The 16,315-nt window shown below is 58.7% G+C and carries 17 protein-coding genes; 10 read left to right on the top strand and 7 right to left on the bottom strand.

From position 1 onward, the window contains the following. The first annotated feature begins 205 nt into the window (after window positions 1–205). Window positions 206–1,750, top strand: coding sequence for a helicase HerA-like domain-containing protein (locus QQG91_RS06970; protein WP_285772244.1), 1,545 nt, complete (start codon window positions 206–208; stop codon window positions 1,748–1,750). A 2-nt stretch (window positions 1,751–1,752) separates the two neighbouring features. Here the strand turns inward: QQG91_RS06970 and QQG91_RS06965 are convergent, their stop codons facing one another. Genes QQG91_RS06965 through QQG91_RS06950 form a run of 4 tightly spaced genes read right to left on the bottom strand, consistent with a single transcriptional unit; the run spans window position 1,753 to window position 5,755 of the window. Further along, complete coding sequence (locus tag QQG91_RS06965; protein ID WP_285772243.1) at window positions 1,753–3,075, bottom strand: HlyC/CorC family transporter; 1,323 nt, start codon at window positions 3,073–3,075, stop codon at window positions 1,753–1,755. A gap of 42 nt (window positions 3,076–3,117) precedes the next feature. Beyond that, window positions 3,118–4,032, bottom strand: a complete 915-nt coding sequence (locus QQG91_RS06960; protein WP_502881599.1) for a site-specific tyrosine recombinase XerD — start codon at window positions 4,030–4,032, stop codon at window positions 3,118–3,120. A gap of 17 nt (window positions 4,033–4,049) precedes the next feature. After that, a complete protein-coding gene (locus tag QQG91_RS06955) occupies window positions 4,050–5,591 on the bottom strand; it encodes a hypothetical protein (protein ID WP_285772241.1) in 1,542 nt (513 codons plus the stop codon). A gap of 8 nt (window positions 5,592–5,599) precedes the next feature. After that, a complete protein-coding gene (locus QQG91_RS06950) occupies window positions 5,600–5,755 on the bottom strand; it encodes a hypothetical protein (RefSeq protein ID WP_285772240.1) in 156 nt (51 codons plus the stop codon). Window positions 5,756–5,898: 143 nt separating this feature from the next. On the opposite strand from QQG91_RS06950, the gene QQG91_RS06945 reads away from it, so the two are divergent. Together QQG91_RS06945 and aroB are read left to right on the top strand one after the other, a co-directional pair. Further along, window positions 5,899–6,492, top strand: a complete 594-nt coding sequence (locus QQG91_RS06945) for a shikimate kinase (RefSeq protein WP_285772239.1) — start codon at window positions 5,899–5,901, stop codon at window positions 6,490–6,492. After that, window positions 6,482–7,591, top strand: a complete 1,110-nt coding sequence (gene aroB / locus QQG91_RS06940; RefSeq protein WP_285772238.1) for a 3-dehydroquinate synthase — start codon at window positions 6,482–6,484, stop codon at window positions 7,589–7,591. The genes QQG91_RS06945 and aroB overlap by 11 nt, the downstream gene beginning before the upstream one ends. 60 nt (window positions 7,592–7,651) lie before the next feature. Here aroB and ssb read toward each other — a convergent pair whose 3' ends face one another. Next, complete coding sequence (gene ssb, locus QQG91_RS06935; protein ID WP_285772237.1) at window positions 7,652–8,161, bottom strand: single-stranded DNA-binding protein; 510 nt, start codon at window positions 8,159–8,161, stop codon at window positions 7,652–7,654. A gap of 236 nt (window positions 8,162–8,397) precedes the next feature. Here ssb and QQG91_RS06930 point away from each other — a divergent pair, with 236 nt between their 5' ends. Next, window positions 8,398–8,982 carry a lytic transglycosylase domain-containing protein gene (locus QQG91_RS06930; RefSeq protein ID WP_285772236.1) on the top strand — a complete coding sequence of 195 codons (585 nt, stop codon included), beginning with the start codon at window positions 8,398–8,400 and terminating at the stop codon, window positions 8,980–8,982. Here QQG91_RS06930 and QQG91_RS06925 read toward each other — a convergent pair. Together QQG91_RS06925 and miaA are read right to left on the bottom strand one after the other, a co-directional pair. Next, window positions 8,979–9,842, bottom strand: a complete 864-nt coding sequence (locus QQG91_RS06925; protein WP_285772235.1) for a helix-turn-helix domain-containing protein — start codon at window positions 9,840–9,842, stop codon at window positions 8,979–8,981. The two genes, QQG91_RS06930 and QQG91_RS06925, sit on opposite strands and share 4 nt — an antisense overlap. 75 nt (window positions 9,843–9,917) lie before the next feature. After that, window positions 9,918–10,901, bottom strand: coding sequence for a tRNA (adenosine(37)-N6)-dimethylallyltransferase MiaA (gene miaA / locus QQG91_RS06920; protein ID WP_502881592.1), 984 nt, complete (start codon window positions 10,899–10,901; stop codon window positions 9,918–9,920). A 15-nt stretch (window positions 10,902–10,916) separates the two neighbouring features. Here miaA and pyrH point away from each other — a divergent pair, with 15 nt between their 5' ends. The 6 genes from pyrH to rseP are packed head-to-tail and all read left to right on the top strand — an operon-like array spanning window position 10,917 to window position 16,315. Then, a complete protein-coding gene (gene pyrH, locus QQG91_RS06915; protein WP_285772233.1) occupies window positions 10,917–11,642 on the top strand; it encodes a UMP kinase in 726 nt (241 codons plus the stop codon). Between the two features lie 50 nt (window positions 11,643–11,692). After that, complete coding sequence (gene frr, locus QQG91_RS06910) at window positions 11,693–12,256, top strand: ribosome recycling factor (protein WP_285772232.1); 564 nt, start codon at window positions 11,693–11,695, stop codon at window positions 12,254–12,256. A 22-nt stretch (window positions 12,257–12,278) separates the two neighbouring features. Then, window positions 12,279–13,010: an undecaprenyl pyrophosphate synthase gene (gene uppS, locus QQG91_RS06905; RefSeq protein ID WP_285772231.1), complete on the top strand. Its 732-nt coding sequence runs from the start codon at window positions 12,279–12,281 to the stop codon at window positions 13,008–13,010. Window position 13,011: 1 nt separating this feature from the next. Then, entirely contained in the window at window positions 13,012–13,806 is a 795-nt protein-coding gene (locus QQG91_RS06900) for a phosphatidate cytidylyltransferase (protein ID WP_285772230.1), read from the top strand. Beyond that, on the top strand, window positions 13,803–14,981 hold the full coding sequence (gene dxr, locus QQG91_RS06895) for a 1-deoxy-D-xylulose-5-phosphate reductoisomerase (protein WP_285772229.1): 1,179 nt from the start codon (window positions 13,803–13,805) through the stop codon (window positions 14,979–14,981). Before QQG91_RS06900 ends, dxr begins: the two co-directional genes overlap by 4 nt. Window positions 14,982–14,989: 8 nt before the next feature. Next, window positions 14,990–16,315, top strand: coding sequence for an RIP metalloprotease RseP (rseP, locus tag QQG91_RS06890; RefSeq protein ID WP_285772228.1), 1,326 nt, complete (start codon window positions 14,990–14,992; stop codon window positions 16,313–16,315).

Below are 16,315 nucleotides of genomic sequence, written 5' to 3'. Positions count from 1 at the left end.
GCCGACTATTTGACGTGACGCTAAGTGATGGAAAATCCGCCGTCAACCGGAAAAATCGACGGACCGAAAAAAGGCCGCGCCCAAAGACGCGGCCAGTCGGACAGGGAGGAAATGCCGCGTGCCTTTGGGGCAATTTGGCGAGTATCAGGCTTACATGTAAGCGTTAAGATTGTATGATGGTCCCGTTCTCTATCCGAGGTAAGGTATGCAAGATCACATTTTCATCGGCGGCGGCGGCGAAGGCTATGCTGAAGCACAAAAGCTTTTGCTGAATTACACCAACCGTCATGGCCTGATTGCAGGTGCCACGGGCACAGGTAAAACCGTCACCCTCCAGATTCTGGCCGAAGGTCTCTCTGCGGCGGGGGTTCCTGTGTTTCTTTCGGATGTCAAAGGCGACCTTTCGGGACTTGCCGCTTCGGGACGCGAGGATTTCAAGCTCCACGAGGCCTTTACTAAGCGTGCCGCAACCATTGGACTTGACCTTCAATACGACAAATTCCCCGTAACTTTCTGGGACCTTTACGGCGAGCAAGGGCATCCTGTGCGCACCACGGTCTCCGAGATGGGGCCGCTTTTGCTGTCGCGCCTTCTCGAGCTTACCGATGTGCAAGAGGGTGTTCTGAACGTTGCGTTCCGCGTTGCCGACGAAGAAGGCCTTCCGCTTCTCGATCTCAAGGACCTTCAGGCGCTCCTTTTGTTCGTCGGCGAAAACGCAAAAGATCTGTCCTTGCGTTACGGCAATGTCGCTGTGTCCTCTGTCGGTGCGATCCAGCGCCAGCTTCTGGTTCTGGAAAACCAGGGCGGCAACGAATTGTTCGGAGAACCTGCGCTCGAGCTGTCGGATATGATCCGCTGCGAGGCCGACGGGCGCGGAGTTGTTAACCTCTTGGCGGCCGACAAGTTGATGAACAGCCCACGGCTCTATGCAACATTCCTGTTGTGGCTTTTGTCCGAGCTATTCGAAGAGCTTCCCGAGGTTGGAAATCCCGAAAAGCCCAAGCTCGTCTTCTTCTTCGACGAAGCGCATCTTTTGTTTGACGATGCGCCCAAAGCACTTGTCGACAAGGTCGAACAGGTGGCGCGACTTATCCGCTCCAAAGGGGTCGGGGTGTTCTTCATCACCCAGAACCCCGCAGACGTTCCCGATGACGTTCTTGGTCAGCTCGGCAACCGTGTGCAGCACGCGCTGCGCGCCTTTACCGCGCGCGATCAAAAAGACCTGCAAAAAGCGGCCGAGACCTATCGTCCGAACCCGCGCTTCGACACCGCCGAAGCCATCCGCGAGGTCGGAACGGGCGAAGCCGTCACCTCGATGCTCGATCACAAGGGTATTCCGATGATCGTCGAGCGCACGCTGATCCGTCCGCCATCCTCGCAGCTTGGCCCGATCACCCCGCAGGAACGTGCCGCGATCATGGCGATGTCCCCGATGTCGGGCAAATACGACAAGCGTCTTGACCGTGACAGTGCCTTTGAAATGCTGGCCCGCCGTGCCGATGCCGCCGCAAAAGAAGCCGAAGAGGCCGAAGCCCGCGCGGCACGCGAAGAAGAAGCCGAGCGCGAATTCAAACAGGCGCGCCGCTATGACGGGGGGCGTGCCCCGAGCGCGACGACCCGTTCGCGGCGCACCAAAGAGCCCGAAAGCCTTGGCGGTGCGCTTGCCGACGCTTTTGTCAAAGAGATGAAAGGCACAACGGGACGCCGCATCATCCGCGGCATCTTCGGCACGATTTTCAAGTCGCGTTGAGCCTAGCTCTGTTCTGTATCAAGGGGCCGGATTTTCAACATGGAAATCCGGTTTTCCTGTTTTTCGAGCACTTCGAAACGGAAGCCGTGGAAGCTGAACACCTGACCCACCGTCGGGATCATCTGGGCTTCGTGGATCACAAGGCCGGCAATGGTGTTCGCTTCGTCATCGGGAAGCGACCAATCATGCGCACGGTTGAGGTCGCGGATCGTCGAGGCCCCGTCGATGATATAGGCACCATCAGAGGTTAGAGCGAGCGTGTCGTCCTCGTCGACGTCGAACTCGTCCGCAATCTCGCCCACGATCTCTTCGAGAATGTCTTCGAGCGTGATGAGCCCCTGAATCCCGCCGTATTCGTCCACAACCAGCGCAAAGTGCGTCTTGCGTTTGAGGAAGTTGCGCATCTGGTCGTCAAGCGTCGTCGTCTCGGGGATGAAATAAGGCTTCATCGCCACGTCGAGCACGTTGAACCGCTTGAGCTCTTCGGGGTCGATCTGACCATCCGAGAGCATCTTGTGCATTGCACGAAGGAGGTCCTTGGCATGCAGGACCCCGACGATATTCTCGGGGTCATCGCGATAGAGCGGCAGACGCGTGTAAGAGCTTGCCAGACATTGCGCCATGATCTCGGTTGCGGGCAGGTTCATGTCGATCATCTCGATGCCCGAGCGGTGGAGCATGATTTCCTCTACCGTGCGATCCGCAAGGTCGAGCGCCCCAAGGATACGGTCGCGGTCTTCCTTTTCGACGATGCCTTCCGAATGGCCGAGCTGAAGCGCGCCTGCGATTTCCTCGCGCACGGCAAGCACGTTGCTGTCGGGGTCGGTTCGCACGCCGAAGAGAGCCAGAACACCGCGCACAAGGATTTGCACCGCGCTTACGATGGGCGAGAAAATCAGGATCACGTAGCTGATGGGACGCGCCACTTTGGAGGCGACGGTCTCGGGGTTGGTGATCGCATAGGTTTTGGGAAGCACTTCGGAAAACACGAGGACGAGAGCCGTCATGGCAAGCGTTGCCAAGGCCACACCGTTCTGCCCGAAGATCTTGGTGAGCACAGCCGTCGCAAGCGAGGTCGCAAGGATATTGACGACGTTGTTGCCCAGAAGGATCGAGCCGATCAGCCGTTCCGAGTCTTCGGTGACCTGAAGTGCGCGTTCGGCCCCGACCGACCCCTTGTCCGCATTGGCACGCAATTTACCGCGCGACGCGGCGGTCAGCGCGGTTTCCGAACCCGAGAAAAAGCCGGAGAGAACGAGAAGCACAAGAATCGCGAGAGACGTGATCCAGAATGCGCCATCCAAAAGAGAAGCTGTGTCTGTCATGGGCAAGTTATGGGGGTGGAACGGGTGTCGTTCAAGGGGGAGTTACGCTTTGTCCGCAAGAGGATGGTGCTCGAGCACGAGCGCCTTGAGCCTTTCGTCAAGAACATGGGTGTAAATCTCGGTCGTGGCCACATCCGCATGGCCGAGCATCGTCTGGATGGCCCGCAAATCTGCGCCACCCGCAAGAAGATGGGTGGCAAAGGCATGGCGCAGAGTATGCGGCGTCACCGTCGTCGGATCGATTCCCGCAACAACGGCCAATTCGCGGATCAGGACAAAGAACCGCTGACGCGTCAGGTGCCCGTCTTTGCCGCGCGACGGAAAGAGAAACTTCGACGCGGGTTTGCCGTTCTTTTTGGCGAGGTCCTCATCACGGTCGCGCTGTGCCAGCCAATCCCCGAGCGCGAGACGTGCACGGCCCGAGAGTGGCACAAGCCTCTCCTTGCCGCCTTTGCCTCGCACAAGAAGCATACGCGGATCCCCTCGCGCCGCACTGACAGGAAGGCTCACTAGCTCGGTGACGCGCATCCCCGTCGCATAAAGAAGCTCGACCAATGCGCCATTGCGCAAGGTTTCACGGCCATGGGTGTGCGCCGCCTCGATCAGTCGGTCCACATCCTCTGTCGAGAGCGTCTTGGGTAGGCGCTTGGACTTGCCCGGTCCTTTGATGCGCAGGGCGGGGTTGTCGCTGCGCCAGCCTTCTTCAAAGGCAAAGCGGAACAGTTGTTTGATCGCTGAAAGCCGTCTCGCGCGCGTCGCCACCGCCAAGCCTTCGGCTTCGCAGGAAATGAGATAGGCTTCGACATCCGATTGCCCACAGCTTGCAAAGTGCAGTCCGCGCCGCGCAAGCCAATCGGCAAAGTCGCTCAGATCCCGCGCATAGGCAAGCTGGGTATTTGTGGCGGCGTCCAACTCTGCGGCTTGGGCTTCAAGAAAAGCCTGAACCCAATGGGGCATCGGTTGCGCAGAGGCACTCACGAAGGATGGTCCAGAATAAGATACTGGAGCGCGGCGCGGCGTGCGGTATCTTCGAGCCCGAGCCTGCGGAACACGACCAGAGCCTCGCCGATGGTGCTGGGATCGCCCGACAGCCCTTCGGAAAAGAGCGCGATGGCACGAAGCAATGTTTCGCCGATTTTGCCGTCGGCAAGCAGCTGTTCAAAGCCGATCGGCACAGTGTCACTGCTAAAGCCGTTGACGACCGCTTGTTCGGCGATGGTGAGGTTCTCTTGCGCGGTGACGGTGCCGCGCGCAATGCCGACGAGCAAAGGATCGAGCGCATCTGCATGGGCAATGGCCGCAGCTTCGTAATCGCGCGACAAAAGCCGAACCTTGAGCGCGATGTCTTTTGCAGGACCCGAAAGTTCGACCTCAGCCAGACGCGCTCCGAACTCATCGGCAAAGGCGACTTCAACGCCTGCTTGCTGCGCGGCGGCCCAAGCCATTTCCAATGTGCCTTCGATCAGGGCGCTCTTGCCTGTTCCAAGGGCGCGGCCGAAGTCCTGCATCGCCTCGGCACGGCTCCAGATCCCGCCGGAAGCGGCAGGGGTTTTCGCATTGTAAAGCGACCAAAGCACCGTATGGGTCAGTGCACCATCGCGCACAAGGCGTTCGGCCGCTTCCATCTGGTTGCGCCATCCTGCGGTATCTCGAAGATCGGCATGGGCAAAGGCACGCGGAAGGCTCGAAGTCGGGATCGGCTCGCCGATGGCTTCGTGCATCCGGAAAATCAACGGGCTGACACGTGCGGGCTGCGGCAGGTTCGGCTCGCCCTCGTAAAGGTCGGGATCGAGGAAGCGCGACAAAAGCGCATCCATTTCAGGATCGATATCGCCCAGAGCGCGCCCCGTGTTGAGGATAAGCGCCGCCGCGTTCCAATCGCCCGCCCGTGCAATACAGAAGATGCGGGCAGGGTAGGTCGGCGCAACATCAGGGCGCTCTTCCATCACGCGGCAGGCATCTGCCTCGGTGCCCGTCAAAAGGGCCACGTCGAACCAGCGGCGGAAGGCATCAGGCAGCGAAGGATCGCCCGCTTCGATCAGCGCTTGTGCCTGTTCGATTGCGCCGATGTCGAGAAGTTTGTCCGCACGGGCCAAGAGGAACTCGCCCTCGGGACCCGACCCGATGGGGGCGGCACCCTCGGCAAGCATGAGGGTGATCAGGAGTTCGTAGATCGCGGGCAAGGTTTCGAGCCGTTCGGCCTGAACCAGGGCAACAACATCCGAGACCTGACTTGCAGACCAGAGGTTGACGGGAAGCCCCGTAACCGAAAGCGGCAAAAGCCCGATCCCGTCCGGCGTCGGACGATCCAGCGGCGTCACACTCACCTGCGGCGTGGCCGCTCCGTTCAGGCTTGGCGCGGTCCCGGAAGGCGCAAGCACAACAGGGGCTTCGACGCTTCGAGAGAGCCAGTCGATGGCGTTGAGAGGTTCCGCATCCTGTGCAAAGGCCTGGCCCCCGACGAGCATCGCGAGCAGGGCAAAAAGGGAGATACCTGTCCTTGATGATCCTGCCATGCGCCGCCTCATTGGGCGTTCAGCGTAACGGGCTGAACGATCTCGGTCGTGGGGGCCGCAAAATCGTTCGGGAAAAAGAGAGGACCGACATAGGCATATGCGACAAGCCCCAAACCCGCGAGGATCGCCAAAATGAAGAGCGCTTTGAACAGTTTCCAGAGCATTATGTGCCTTTGCCTCTTATCCAGTGGTCCCGTTTGCGGGAATTTTGTCCCTTTATAGCTGGCCTTTTCAGCAATATCACGCCATTGAGTGGAGAAAATATCAATTCGGCAAAGCTCAGCCGACAGGGAATGACGCGAAAGTGATGGCACAAAGGGCCTCTACACCGAAAAACAAATCCGGTTCCGAGTTCGATCTACACCGCACCGTTGTGCTTGTCGGCATGATGGGGTCGGGAAAAACCGCCATCGGCAAGGCGCTTTCGGCGCGACTGAATGTCCCGTTTCTTGATTCTGATGCCGAGATCGAAGCGGCGGCCAATGCCACAATCGCCGAGATTTTCGAACGCGATGGCGAGGAATTCTTCCGCCGCCGCGAATCCGAGGTGATCAACAGACTTTTGAGCGGCGCGCCTTGTATTCTTTCGACGGGTGGGGGCGCGTTTCTGGCCGAGCGCAATCGGACCGTCATTTCCGAAAAAGGGGTCTCTCTCTGGCTTAATGCAGGGCTCGAGACCTTGTGGGAGCGGGTGCGCCACAAGACGACGCGCCCCTTGCTGCGGACCGCCAATCCCAAACAGACCCTGACCGATTTGCTGAACGCGCGGCTTCCGATCTATCAACAGGCCAACCTTGTGGTCGATGTCGACGGTGGGTTCAGCATCGAAGAAACCACCGAGGCCGCGATTGCCGTTCTCTTGGGGCGGCCCGATGTTTTGGAGAAGAACAATGCGCTTTGAAACCGTTTCCGTCGCGCTTCCGGGGCGTGAATATGACGTGCTGATCGGACCCGGACTTGTAGACATCGCGGGCGAGAAGATCGCGCCGCTCTTGCGCCGCAAGCGCGTTGCCATCCTGACCGATGAAACCGTGGCCAAGCACCATCTTGCACGGCTTGAGGCGTCGCTCGAAGCGGTCGGGATCGCGCATAGCTCTCTGGCGCTGCCTTCGGGCGAAAGCACCAAGGGCTGGCCGCAATTCACCCGTGCGGTGGAATGGCTCCTGTCGGAAAAGATAGAGCGCTCCGATATCGTCATCGCCTTTGGCGGCGGGGTGATCGGTGATCTTGCGGGATTTGCCTCGGCGGTTGTGCGCCGTGGTCTGCGCTTTGTGCAGATCCCGACGACGCTTCTGGCTCAGGTCGATAGCTCTGTCGGTGGCAAAACGGGCATCAACACCTCGCACGGCAAGAACCTTGTTGGGGCCTTCCATCAACCTGTTCTGGTGCTTGCGGATACGGGGCTCTTGTCGACCTTGCCGCGCCGCGATTTCCTCGCCGGTTACGGCGAAGTTGTGAAATACGGGCTTTTGGGTGATGCGGTCTTTTTCGACTGGCTGGAAGTCAATGCGCCGAAACTGTCCGAGGATATGGACGCGCTGGTCTATGCGGTAAAGCGCTCGGTCGAAATGAAGGCCGAGATTGTCATGCGGGACGAGACGGAGCAGGGGGATCGGGCGCTTCTCAACCTTGGCCATACGTTCTGTCACGCCTTCGAGGCGGCGACGGGCTATTCGGATCGGCTGTTGCACGGAGAGGGCGTCGCGATCGGTTGCGGTTTGGCCTTCGAGCTTTCGGCGCGTCTTGGTCTATGTGCACAAGAGGCCCCGAGCCGCGTGCGTGCCCATCTGCGCGATATGGGGATGATGGTCGATCCGACCGACATTGCAGGAGAGTTGCCACCCGCCGAAGAGCTTCTCGAGTTGATGGCGCAGGACAAAAAGGTGCTCGACGGCAAGCTGCGGTTCATTCTGGCGCGGGCCATCGGTGAAAGTTTCGTGACCTCGGATGTGCCGCGTGACGCGGTGCTTGGTCTTTTGAACGACCGTTTGTCGGCGTGACCTAAAGGAAAAGCCCGCGACATCGCGGGCTTTGCTGTTTTACTTGGAATTGGCGCCCGATCAGAACGGGATCTCGTCGTCCATACCGCCGCCGGCACCACCGCCCGAGGGGCCATTGTCATAGCCGCGGCCATAGCCGCCATTGCCGCCGCGATCCTCATACCCACCGCGGTCGTCATAACCGCCGCCACCGGCGCCGCCGCCGTTGCCGCCTTCACCGCGTCCGCCCAGAAGCGTCAGTTCGCCGCGATAGGGACGGATCACGATTTCGGTGGTGTAACGGTCCTGACCCGATTGGTCCTGCCATTTGCGGGTTTCGAGTTGGCCTTCGATATAGACGGTCGAGCCTTTGCGAAGATATTGCTCGGCGATGCGCCCCACGGGTTCGGAGAAAATCGCCACCGAATGCCATTCGGTCCGTTCACGACGCTCGCCCGTGTTGCGGTCTTTCCAGGTTTCAGAGGTAGCAATGCGAAGGTTCACAACTTTGCCGCCGTTCTGGAAATTGCGAACTTCGGGATCGCGACCCAGATTGCCGACGATAATGACTTTGTTGACTGAACCGGCCATGCGGGTCCCCCTTCGAATCTTGGTTTTGTTCGGGTGACTTTACACCACTGCATATTGGTGAAGGAAAGCCTAATCGCCGCGCGGCGCGGAGTTGTGCACAGGTTTCTTGCGGATTCTTGCCGTAAATGCGGTTGTCCTGACGTCTTGTGCTCTTATCTCTTGACCAAAGGTTTGGTGTGTTTTTGTTAATCACTCCAACCTAGAACTGCGACATCTCAAGGTCACAAGGACGACGGATGAAAGCGATCAAACTTGGACTTGTTTTTCTGCTCGGGGTCTGTGCTGCGCCGGTCATGGCGGAGTCCGTTTCGACAAGCTCGCGCGGATCCCTGTTCAAGAGCCAGCTCAAAGTGCTCGATAGCCGCGCCTCGGAGCAATATTCCTTTTCCTCACGCCTGACCCCGAACGCCGGCTCAGCGCTCGTCGGGGCGCAGGTCCCGCGCTTTAGCGGAAATTATAGCGGCCCCTATCTTGCGATGGCCCGTGCTGCGGCCCGCAAACACAATATCCCCGAGGATCTGTTCTTGCGCCTTGTGCAACAAGAAAGCGGCTGGAACGCGGGCGCGGTTTCGAGTGCGGGGGCCATCGGTCTTGCACAGCTCATGCCCGAAACGGCGGCACTTCTGGGTGTGAACCCGACCGATCCCGCGCAAAACCTCGAGGGTGGTGCGCGGTATCTCGCGATGCAATATCGCACCTTCGGAAGCTGGAGGCTGGCGCTTGCGGCCTATAACGCAGGCCCGCAAGCCGTTGAAAAGCACGGAGGTATTCCGCCCTATCGCGAGACTCAGAATTACGTGCGCGTGATTTTAGGGAGCTAGTGCTGCCCTGTGCGGCGGAATTTGGTCGGGGTCATGCCCGTCTGGTTCTGGAAGGCCCGCGTAAAATAGGCAGGCGAGGTAAAGCCCAGACGCGTCGCGATGTCCTGAACAGGCGTGCGTGTGTCGCGCAGCAAGAGACGCGCCTCGTAGAGCACCCGATCCGAAAGAAGAGCGTGCGCCGAGCGGCCGCAGGTCTGATTGCAACAGCGCGTAAGGTGTGTGGGCGTTACGCCGAGCGCGGCGGCGTAATCGGCAACACCTTTGTCCGAGCGGAAATCTCGTTCGATCAGATCGGTATAGGCAGCAACCAGACGTGCCGATGAGCTTTCTGTGCGGCGCGCTGTCGGGTCGGCGGGCTGGTCCTGTAGCTGGCGCTCGAAGAACACACCCAGAATACCGACAAGATAATGCGCGGCGCGGGTGTGCGCGGTTTTCGACGATTTCAACTCGCGTTCGAGATTGTCGAAATGGGTGAAAAGCTCTTTTTGGGCGTGCACGTCGCGGATGCGAAGGTGGACCGGCTCTTCGGGCCATTCGCTCGCCATGGCGCGCGGGATCGACAACATCTGGCCAAAGACGGTGGTGCCGACTTCAAAGCCGTACATTGTGTTCGCGGGTATGAAGATGAGGTTATTGGGACCATAGCCGCTTGTCAGTCCGGCGATGGTGATCCGCCCCTGACCCTTGGAGATATAGAGCAAGCGCGGCGCGGCATGTGAACGCATCGCCTCTGTCCGCCAACGCCCCGTGTCGGGATTCTGGCCGATCGGCACCAAGGAAAGCCGGTTCGCCACATCCGCTTCTACCACAGGCGTGAGAGCTGATTTTACCGTATGCGCCATCTTTGGTCCCGCAATCATGTTCGATTTTGGAAAGAATGTGGGGCAAGACCTCGCAAAACAAGGTAAAAAGTTAGAACTTCGTTAATCAGCTGTTCATGATTCTGTGGATAAAATGGGGATAACCTCCCACGATTTCATCCGTGCGCGAAACCAGGTGCGTTGTCGTTTCGCGTATTGCCGCGTTGCGATGACCGCGCTCTCTATCGCCGCGTCCAACATCATTTCACCCTTGAGATGTGCGATCAATTCAGGGGCGCCAATGGCTTTGGAAGATAGAAGCTTGGGATTCCAGCGTTTTAGCATGGCCTCGGCCTCTGAAAGTGCGCCTTGAGCGACCATCTGGCCGAAGCGGGTCTCGATGCGCTGGTTCAGCCATTGCTTGTCCGGCATGAGGCAGATCGCTTTGGTGCGGTCCAAAGGTAAAAGCGGCGGCGGCGTCTCGTCCTGCCATTGCGAGAGTGGACGGCCCGTTGCGCGCCACACTTCCCACGCACGTTGAACGCGGGCGCGGTTGTTTATGTCTATGCGGGAGATTGTTTCCGCATCGAGATCAATAAGAAGATCGGCGAGGGGAATCAGATCAGCCTCGGCGCGCACTTCGGGCGGGGTCGCGGGGATCTCGGCGAGCCCTTCGGTGAGGGCAGTAAAGTAAAGCCCCGTGCCACCGACGATGATCGGACGCTCTGCGCCCGTCAGCAAAGGTTTCACATCGCGCAGCCAATGCCCGACGGAATAGTCGGCATCAAAAGGCACATGTCCATAGAGTGCATGCTGGGCCAGTGCCGTTTCTTCCTCGGAGGGGCGGGCGGTCAGAATGCGCCAACCGTCAAAGACCTGAAGCGCATCTGCATTGACGATCACTCCGCCGCTTTCGCGCGCAATCCTGAGCGCAAGCGCCGATTTCCCCGAAGCCGTCGGGCCTGCAATGAGCACCGGCAAATCGCTCGGAATGTTTCGGGTGTCGATCAAAGGCGCGGTCCTGATGATTTTCTCGGTCGGAGAAGTGCTTATTTCGTATTCACAGCATTGAACATTTCGACCTTTTCCGACATTTTGGCGCGCGATGAAAGCACCCATTCAGGAGTTAGGGCCATGAGCGAGACCAACGACATCAAATTCAAGAGGGTCATGCTCAAGATTTCGGGTGAAGCCCTGATGGGCGACACTCAATTCGGTCTCCATCCGCCGACCGTCGAACGCATCGCCCGCGAGGTCAAATCCGTTCACGATCTCGGCGTCGAGATTTGCATGGTGATCGGCGGCGGCAACATCTTCCGCGGGCTCCAAGGCTCGGCACAGGGGATGGAGCGCACGACGGCCGATTATATGGGTATGCTTGCGACCGTGATGAACGCGCTTGCGATGCAGTCCGCACTCGAAAGCCTCGGAGTGTTTACGCGCGTGATCTCGGCCATTCCGATGGATCAGGTCTGCGAGCCCTATATCCGCCGCCGCGCAGTGCGCCACCTCGAGAAAAAGCGCGTCTGCATTTTCGCTGCGGGCACGGGCAACCCATATTTTACCACCGATACCGCTGCCACGCTGCGCGCCAATGAGATGTCCTGTGAGGCGATCTTCAAAGGCACCAAGGTGGACGGCGTTTACGACAAGGACCCCAAGAAGCACGCCGATGCCAAGCGCTTCGAGCGTGTGTCCTATGACGAGGTTCTGGCGCAGCACTTGGGCGTTATGGACGCATCTGCCATTGCGCTTGCGCGTGACAACGATCTTCCGATTATCGTCTTCAGCCTTGATGAACCCGGTGGCTTCCGTGGTATCCTTGCGGGCGAAGGCACCTATACAACCGTGCACTCTTAACGGTATAGCACTCTAAATCACGACTAACCCGTCAGGGGAGCAGACTACACATGTCCGACGAATTTGAACTTGATACCGACGATCTCAAGCGCCGTATGGATGGCGCGATTGCAGCGCTTCGTACCGAATTCGCGTCGCTGCGCACGGGCCGCGGCTCGGCCTCGATGCTTGATCCGATCCAGGTCGAAGCTTATGGCCAGATGACCCCGCTCAATCAGGTCGGCACCGTCAACGTGCCCGAGCCGCGCATGGTCACGATCAACGTCTGGGACAAGGGCCTTGTCGGCAAGGTCGAAAAAGCCATCCGCGAAAGCGGGCTGGGGATTAATCCCCAGTTGAACGGCACAATCATTATGTTGCCTATCCCCGAACTCAACGAAGAACGTCGTCGCGAACTGTCCAAAGTCGCCGCGTCCTATGCCGAGAGCGCGCGCGTTGCCGTGCGCAACCTGCGCCGTGATGGTATGGACAAAGTGAAGAAGGCCAAGGCCGACGGTCTCTCCGAGGACGATCAGAAGTTCTGGGAAGGCGAAGTCCAGGCCATGACCGATCAATACGTCAAACAGGTGGACGATCTTCTCGACACCAAACAAAAAGAGATCATGCAGGTCTGATCTTGCGCTGAAGGAGCCCGTAATGGCTGTTGAAACGGATGACAAAGCCCAATCGGGCCCCAAACACGTCGCAGTCATTATGGATGGCAACGGGCGTTGGGCGCAAATGCGCCATCGTCCGCGGCTCTTCGGGCACCATGCGGGCGCCAAGCGCATCCGCGAAATCGTCGAGGTTTGCCCCGATGTCGGTGTGAAATACCTCACGATTTTTGCTTTCTCGACCGAAAACTGGAAGCGCACCCAGACCGAAGTGTCCGGCCTTATGGCGCTTTTCCGCAAATACATCGAAAAAGAAGCCAAGGACCTGATCAAGGACGGTGTGCGCGTCCGCTTTATCGGCGATCGTATCAAGCTTGATGAAAAGCTTGTGACGCTGATGGACGAGCTGGAGCTTCTGACCTCTCACAATGACAAGGTGCACCTGACCATCGCGCTCAACTATGGTGGCCGCGATGAAGTGACCCGTGCGGCCAAGCGGCTTGCCTATGATATCGAGAAGGGCAAGCTCACCCACAAGGATGTGACCGCCGAAACGCTTGCCAGCTATCTTGATACCCATGTGCTGCCCGATCCCGATCTGGTGATCCGCACATCCGGCGAGGCGCGGATTTCCAACTTCCTTTTGTGGCAGTCGGCCTATTCGGAATACGAATTCATCGACACGCTCTGGCCAGACTTCACGGCGCAAGAGTTCTGCGAGGTCGTAGGACGCTACGGTGCGCGGGACAGACGTTTCGGCGCGGTCAAGGCCTAAGATGGCAGCCAGTTTGCGCTCTGGAAATTGGGGAGACCTGCTTCCCAGACTGCTCTCCGCCATGGTGATGATTGCTGTCGGCGTCTTTACCATCGGCAAAGGCGGGCTCTGGTTCCAAGGGCTTGCAGTGGTCGTCACGGGGCTGATGTTCTGGGAACTCACCCGCATGATCGACCCTACCAAGGAATTGAGGGCCGTCATCTTTGGCGCTTTGGCGGCGCTTGCGCAATGCGCGGCGATTTATGGCGGCGCGGGTCCGTTTTTAGGCCTTTTCTTTATTCTGGCAGTCGCAGCGGCATCGGTTGCAAGCCGTGATAAATGGATCGTCGCACTCTACGGCGTCTTTGTTCTTTTTGCGCCCTGGGGCTTCGTTTATTTCCGCGAAGAAGGCAGCGTCCATCAACTTGCTTGGGTCGTCGTCGTGATCGTTGTCACCGATATCTTGGGCTATTTTGCGGGGCGCTTTCTGGGTGGCCCCAAGTTCTGGCCCAAGGTCAGCCCCAAGAAAACGTGGAGCGGAACACTTGCCGGTTGGATCGGCGCGGCTCTGGTCGGCTTTGGCTATAGCGTTTATTTCGATGTTTCGCCTGTCTTCATCCTTTTTTCCGTTCTTTTGTCCTTTGCAGGGCAAATGGGCGATATCGCCGAAAGCGCGATCAAGCGTAGGGCAGGGATCAAGGACAGTTCCAACATCATTCCCGGTCATGGCGGGCTTCTTGATCGGTTCGACGCGATGATTGCGGCCTCCTCGGTTCTCTTGATCCTTCTTTGGGCACAGTCCTCCTTTTCGGCATGACACAAGTTCGACGCGTTTCAGTCTTTGGCGCAACAGGCAGCATCGGGCAGAATACGCTCGATCTCATCGCGCGTGATCCCCAAGGGTTCGAAGTGGTGGCATTGACGGGCGGGCGCAACGTCGCGCGTTTGGCTCACGATGCCATCCGTCTCAAGGCACAAATCGCCGTCACCTGTTTCGACGAGTGCAGAGCCGAACTTGAAGAGCGTCTCAAGGGCACGGGTATCGAAGTCGCAAGTGGCGACGCAGCCGTGGTCGAAGCGGCCAGCCGTCCCGCCGATTGGGTGATGAGTGCAATCGTCGGTGCAGCAGGGCTACGGCCCGGACTAGAAGCGTTGAAGCACGGCACGACGCTTGCCCTTGCCAACAAAGAGTCGCTTGTCACCGCCGGCCCGCTTTTGTTGTCCGAAGCAAAGGCCCATGGCGCAACCGTTCTGCCTGTCGACTCCGAGCATTCTGCCATTTTCCAGGCGTTGATCGGCGAAGACCAGTCGGCGGTCGAACGGGTGATCATAACCGCGTCGGGCGGCGCATTTCGCGATTGGCCGATGGAAAAGCTGGCAACCGCGACAGTGGCCGAGGCATCCTCCCATCCCAATTGGGACATGGGGCAAAGGATCACGATAGACAGCGCCTCTATGTTCAATAAGGCGATGGAAGTTATTGAGACAAAAGAATTCTTTGGCTTTACTCCTGACCAGATCGAAGTGATCGTCCACCCCGAAAGCATGATCCATGCGCTCGTCGGCTTTAACGACGGGGCCTTGATGGCTCATGTTGGACCTGCGGATATGCGTCACGCCATCGGGTTTGCGCTCAACTGGCCGGATCGCAAGACCCTTCCCGTCGAGCGGCTTGATCTGGCGAAGATCGGGGCCTTCACCTTTCGCGAAGCCTGCGCCGACCGTTACCCCGCTCTTGGTCTTGCACGCCGCGTGATGGAAGAGGGCGGTTTGATGGGGGCCGTTTTCAACGCCGCAAAAGAAGCCGCTCTCGATCATTTTATCGCCGAAGAGATCGGCTTTTTGCAGATGTCCGAGATGGTCGAACGGACCATGGACCGACTTTCGCCACGTGCGGGACTGCAAAATGACGTGATGAGCCTAGATAGTATTCTGGACATTGACCGCGAGGCACGTTTGATTGCCCGCGAAACCATAAAGACTTTGGGATAATCCAGCCAATGAGCCAGTTCCTGCCCTATTTCGGCAACGCCTCTTTTACGATCATCGCGTTTATCGTCGCTCTACTGGTGATCGTCGCGATCCATGAATTCGGTCATTACATCGTCGGGCGGTGGTGCGGGATCGGTGCGGATGTGTTCTCGCTCGGCTTCGGGCCTGTGCTCTGGTCGCGGGTCGACAAACGCGGCACCCGTTGGCAGATCGCTGCTTTTCCGCTCGGCGGCTATGTGAAGTTCAAGGGCGATGCCAATGCCGCAAGCGTCGGTGGCTCGGACGAGGTCGAGGGCGTTGCTTCTCGCGAAACCATGCTCGGGGCTCCTGTATGGGCGCGCTCCTTGACGGTTGCGGCAGGACCTGTCGCGAATTTCATCCTTGCCGTTGTTGTTTTTACAGGGCTGTCGCTTGTCGCAGGCAAGGCGGTCGATCCTTTGACGCTTCTTTCGGTGCCGCAGATGCCCCCGATCTATGAGCTTGAACTAAAGGCGGGTGACCAGATTTTGGCCGTCGACAATATGGATGCGCGTTCCATCGCCGCCTTTGGTGTCGCGATGAAGAGCGTGCCGCTCCAGCCTTCGGTTGACTATACCATCATCCGCGATGGCGTCGAAATGGTGGTCAAGGGACCCTATCCCGAAACGACCTATGCCGTGGGTGTGAATTTCGACGGTGCCGCTGCGGCCGCTGGGGTCAAGCAGGGCGATTTCGTCACAGCGGTCAACGGCGAAGAGGTGTTCGCCTTTTCCCAGCTTATCGAGAAGATTTCGGCCTCTGAAGGCCAGCCTGTCGAACTGACGATCTGGCGCGAGGGCGAGGTTCTTACGCTCGAAATGACCCCCAAGAGCACCGATTTGCCGCTTGCGGACGGAGGTTTCGAAACGCGCTATCTGATCGGGGTGACGGGCGGTATTTTCTTTGACCCGCTGACCCAGCGCACCGGCTTGGTCGAGGCGGTGGGGAATGCGTTTTCTTCGCTTTGGTATATTCTCAAGATCTCGCTTTCGGGCATGTGGCACATGATCACCGGCGCGATTTCCTCGTGCAACCTTTCGAGTCCTGTCGGAATTGCGCAGGCGTCAGGGGCCATGGCGTCGTCCGGTCTGCTCGATTACATCAGCTTTATCGGCTATCTTTCTGCTGCGATTGGTCTTTTGAACCTCTTGCCGATCCCGATCCTTGATGGCGGGCACCTTGTGTTCCACGCTTATGAGGCTGCGACAGGCAAGAAACCGTCGGACAAGGTGCTTCGCGTTCTCATCGCGGCGGGTCTTTCGATCATCCTGACGATGATGCTCATCGGTCTGGCCAACGATCTTTTCCTCTGCTGA

It is taken from the genome of Marivivens sp. LCG002 (genome assembly GCF_030264275.1).
GTDB lineage: Bacteria > Pseudomonadota > Alphaproteobacteria > Rhodobacterales > Rhodobacteraceae > Marivivens.
The sequence above is the reverse complement of the archived record's forward strand: the minus strand, read 5'-3'. Positions and strand labels throughout refer to the sequence as shown.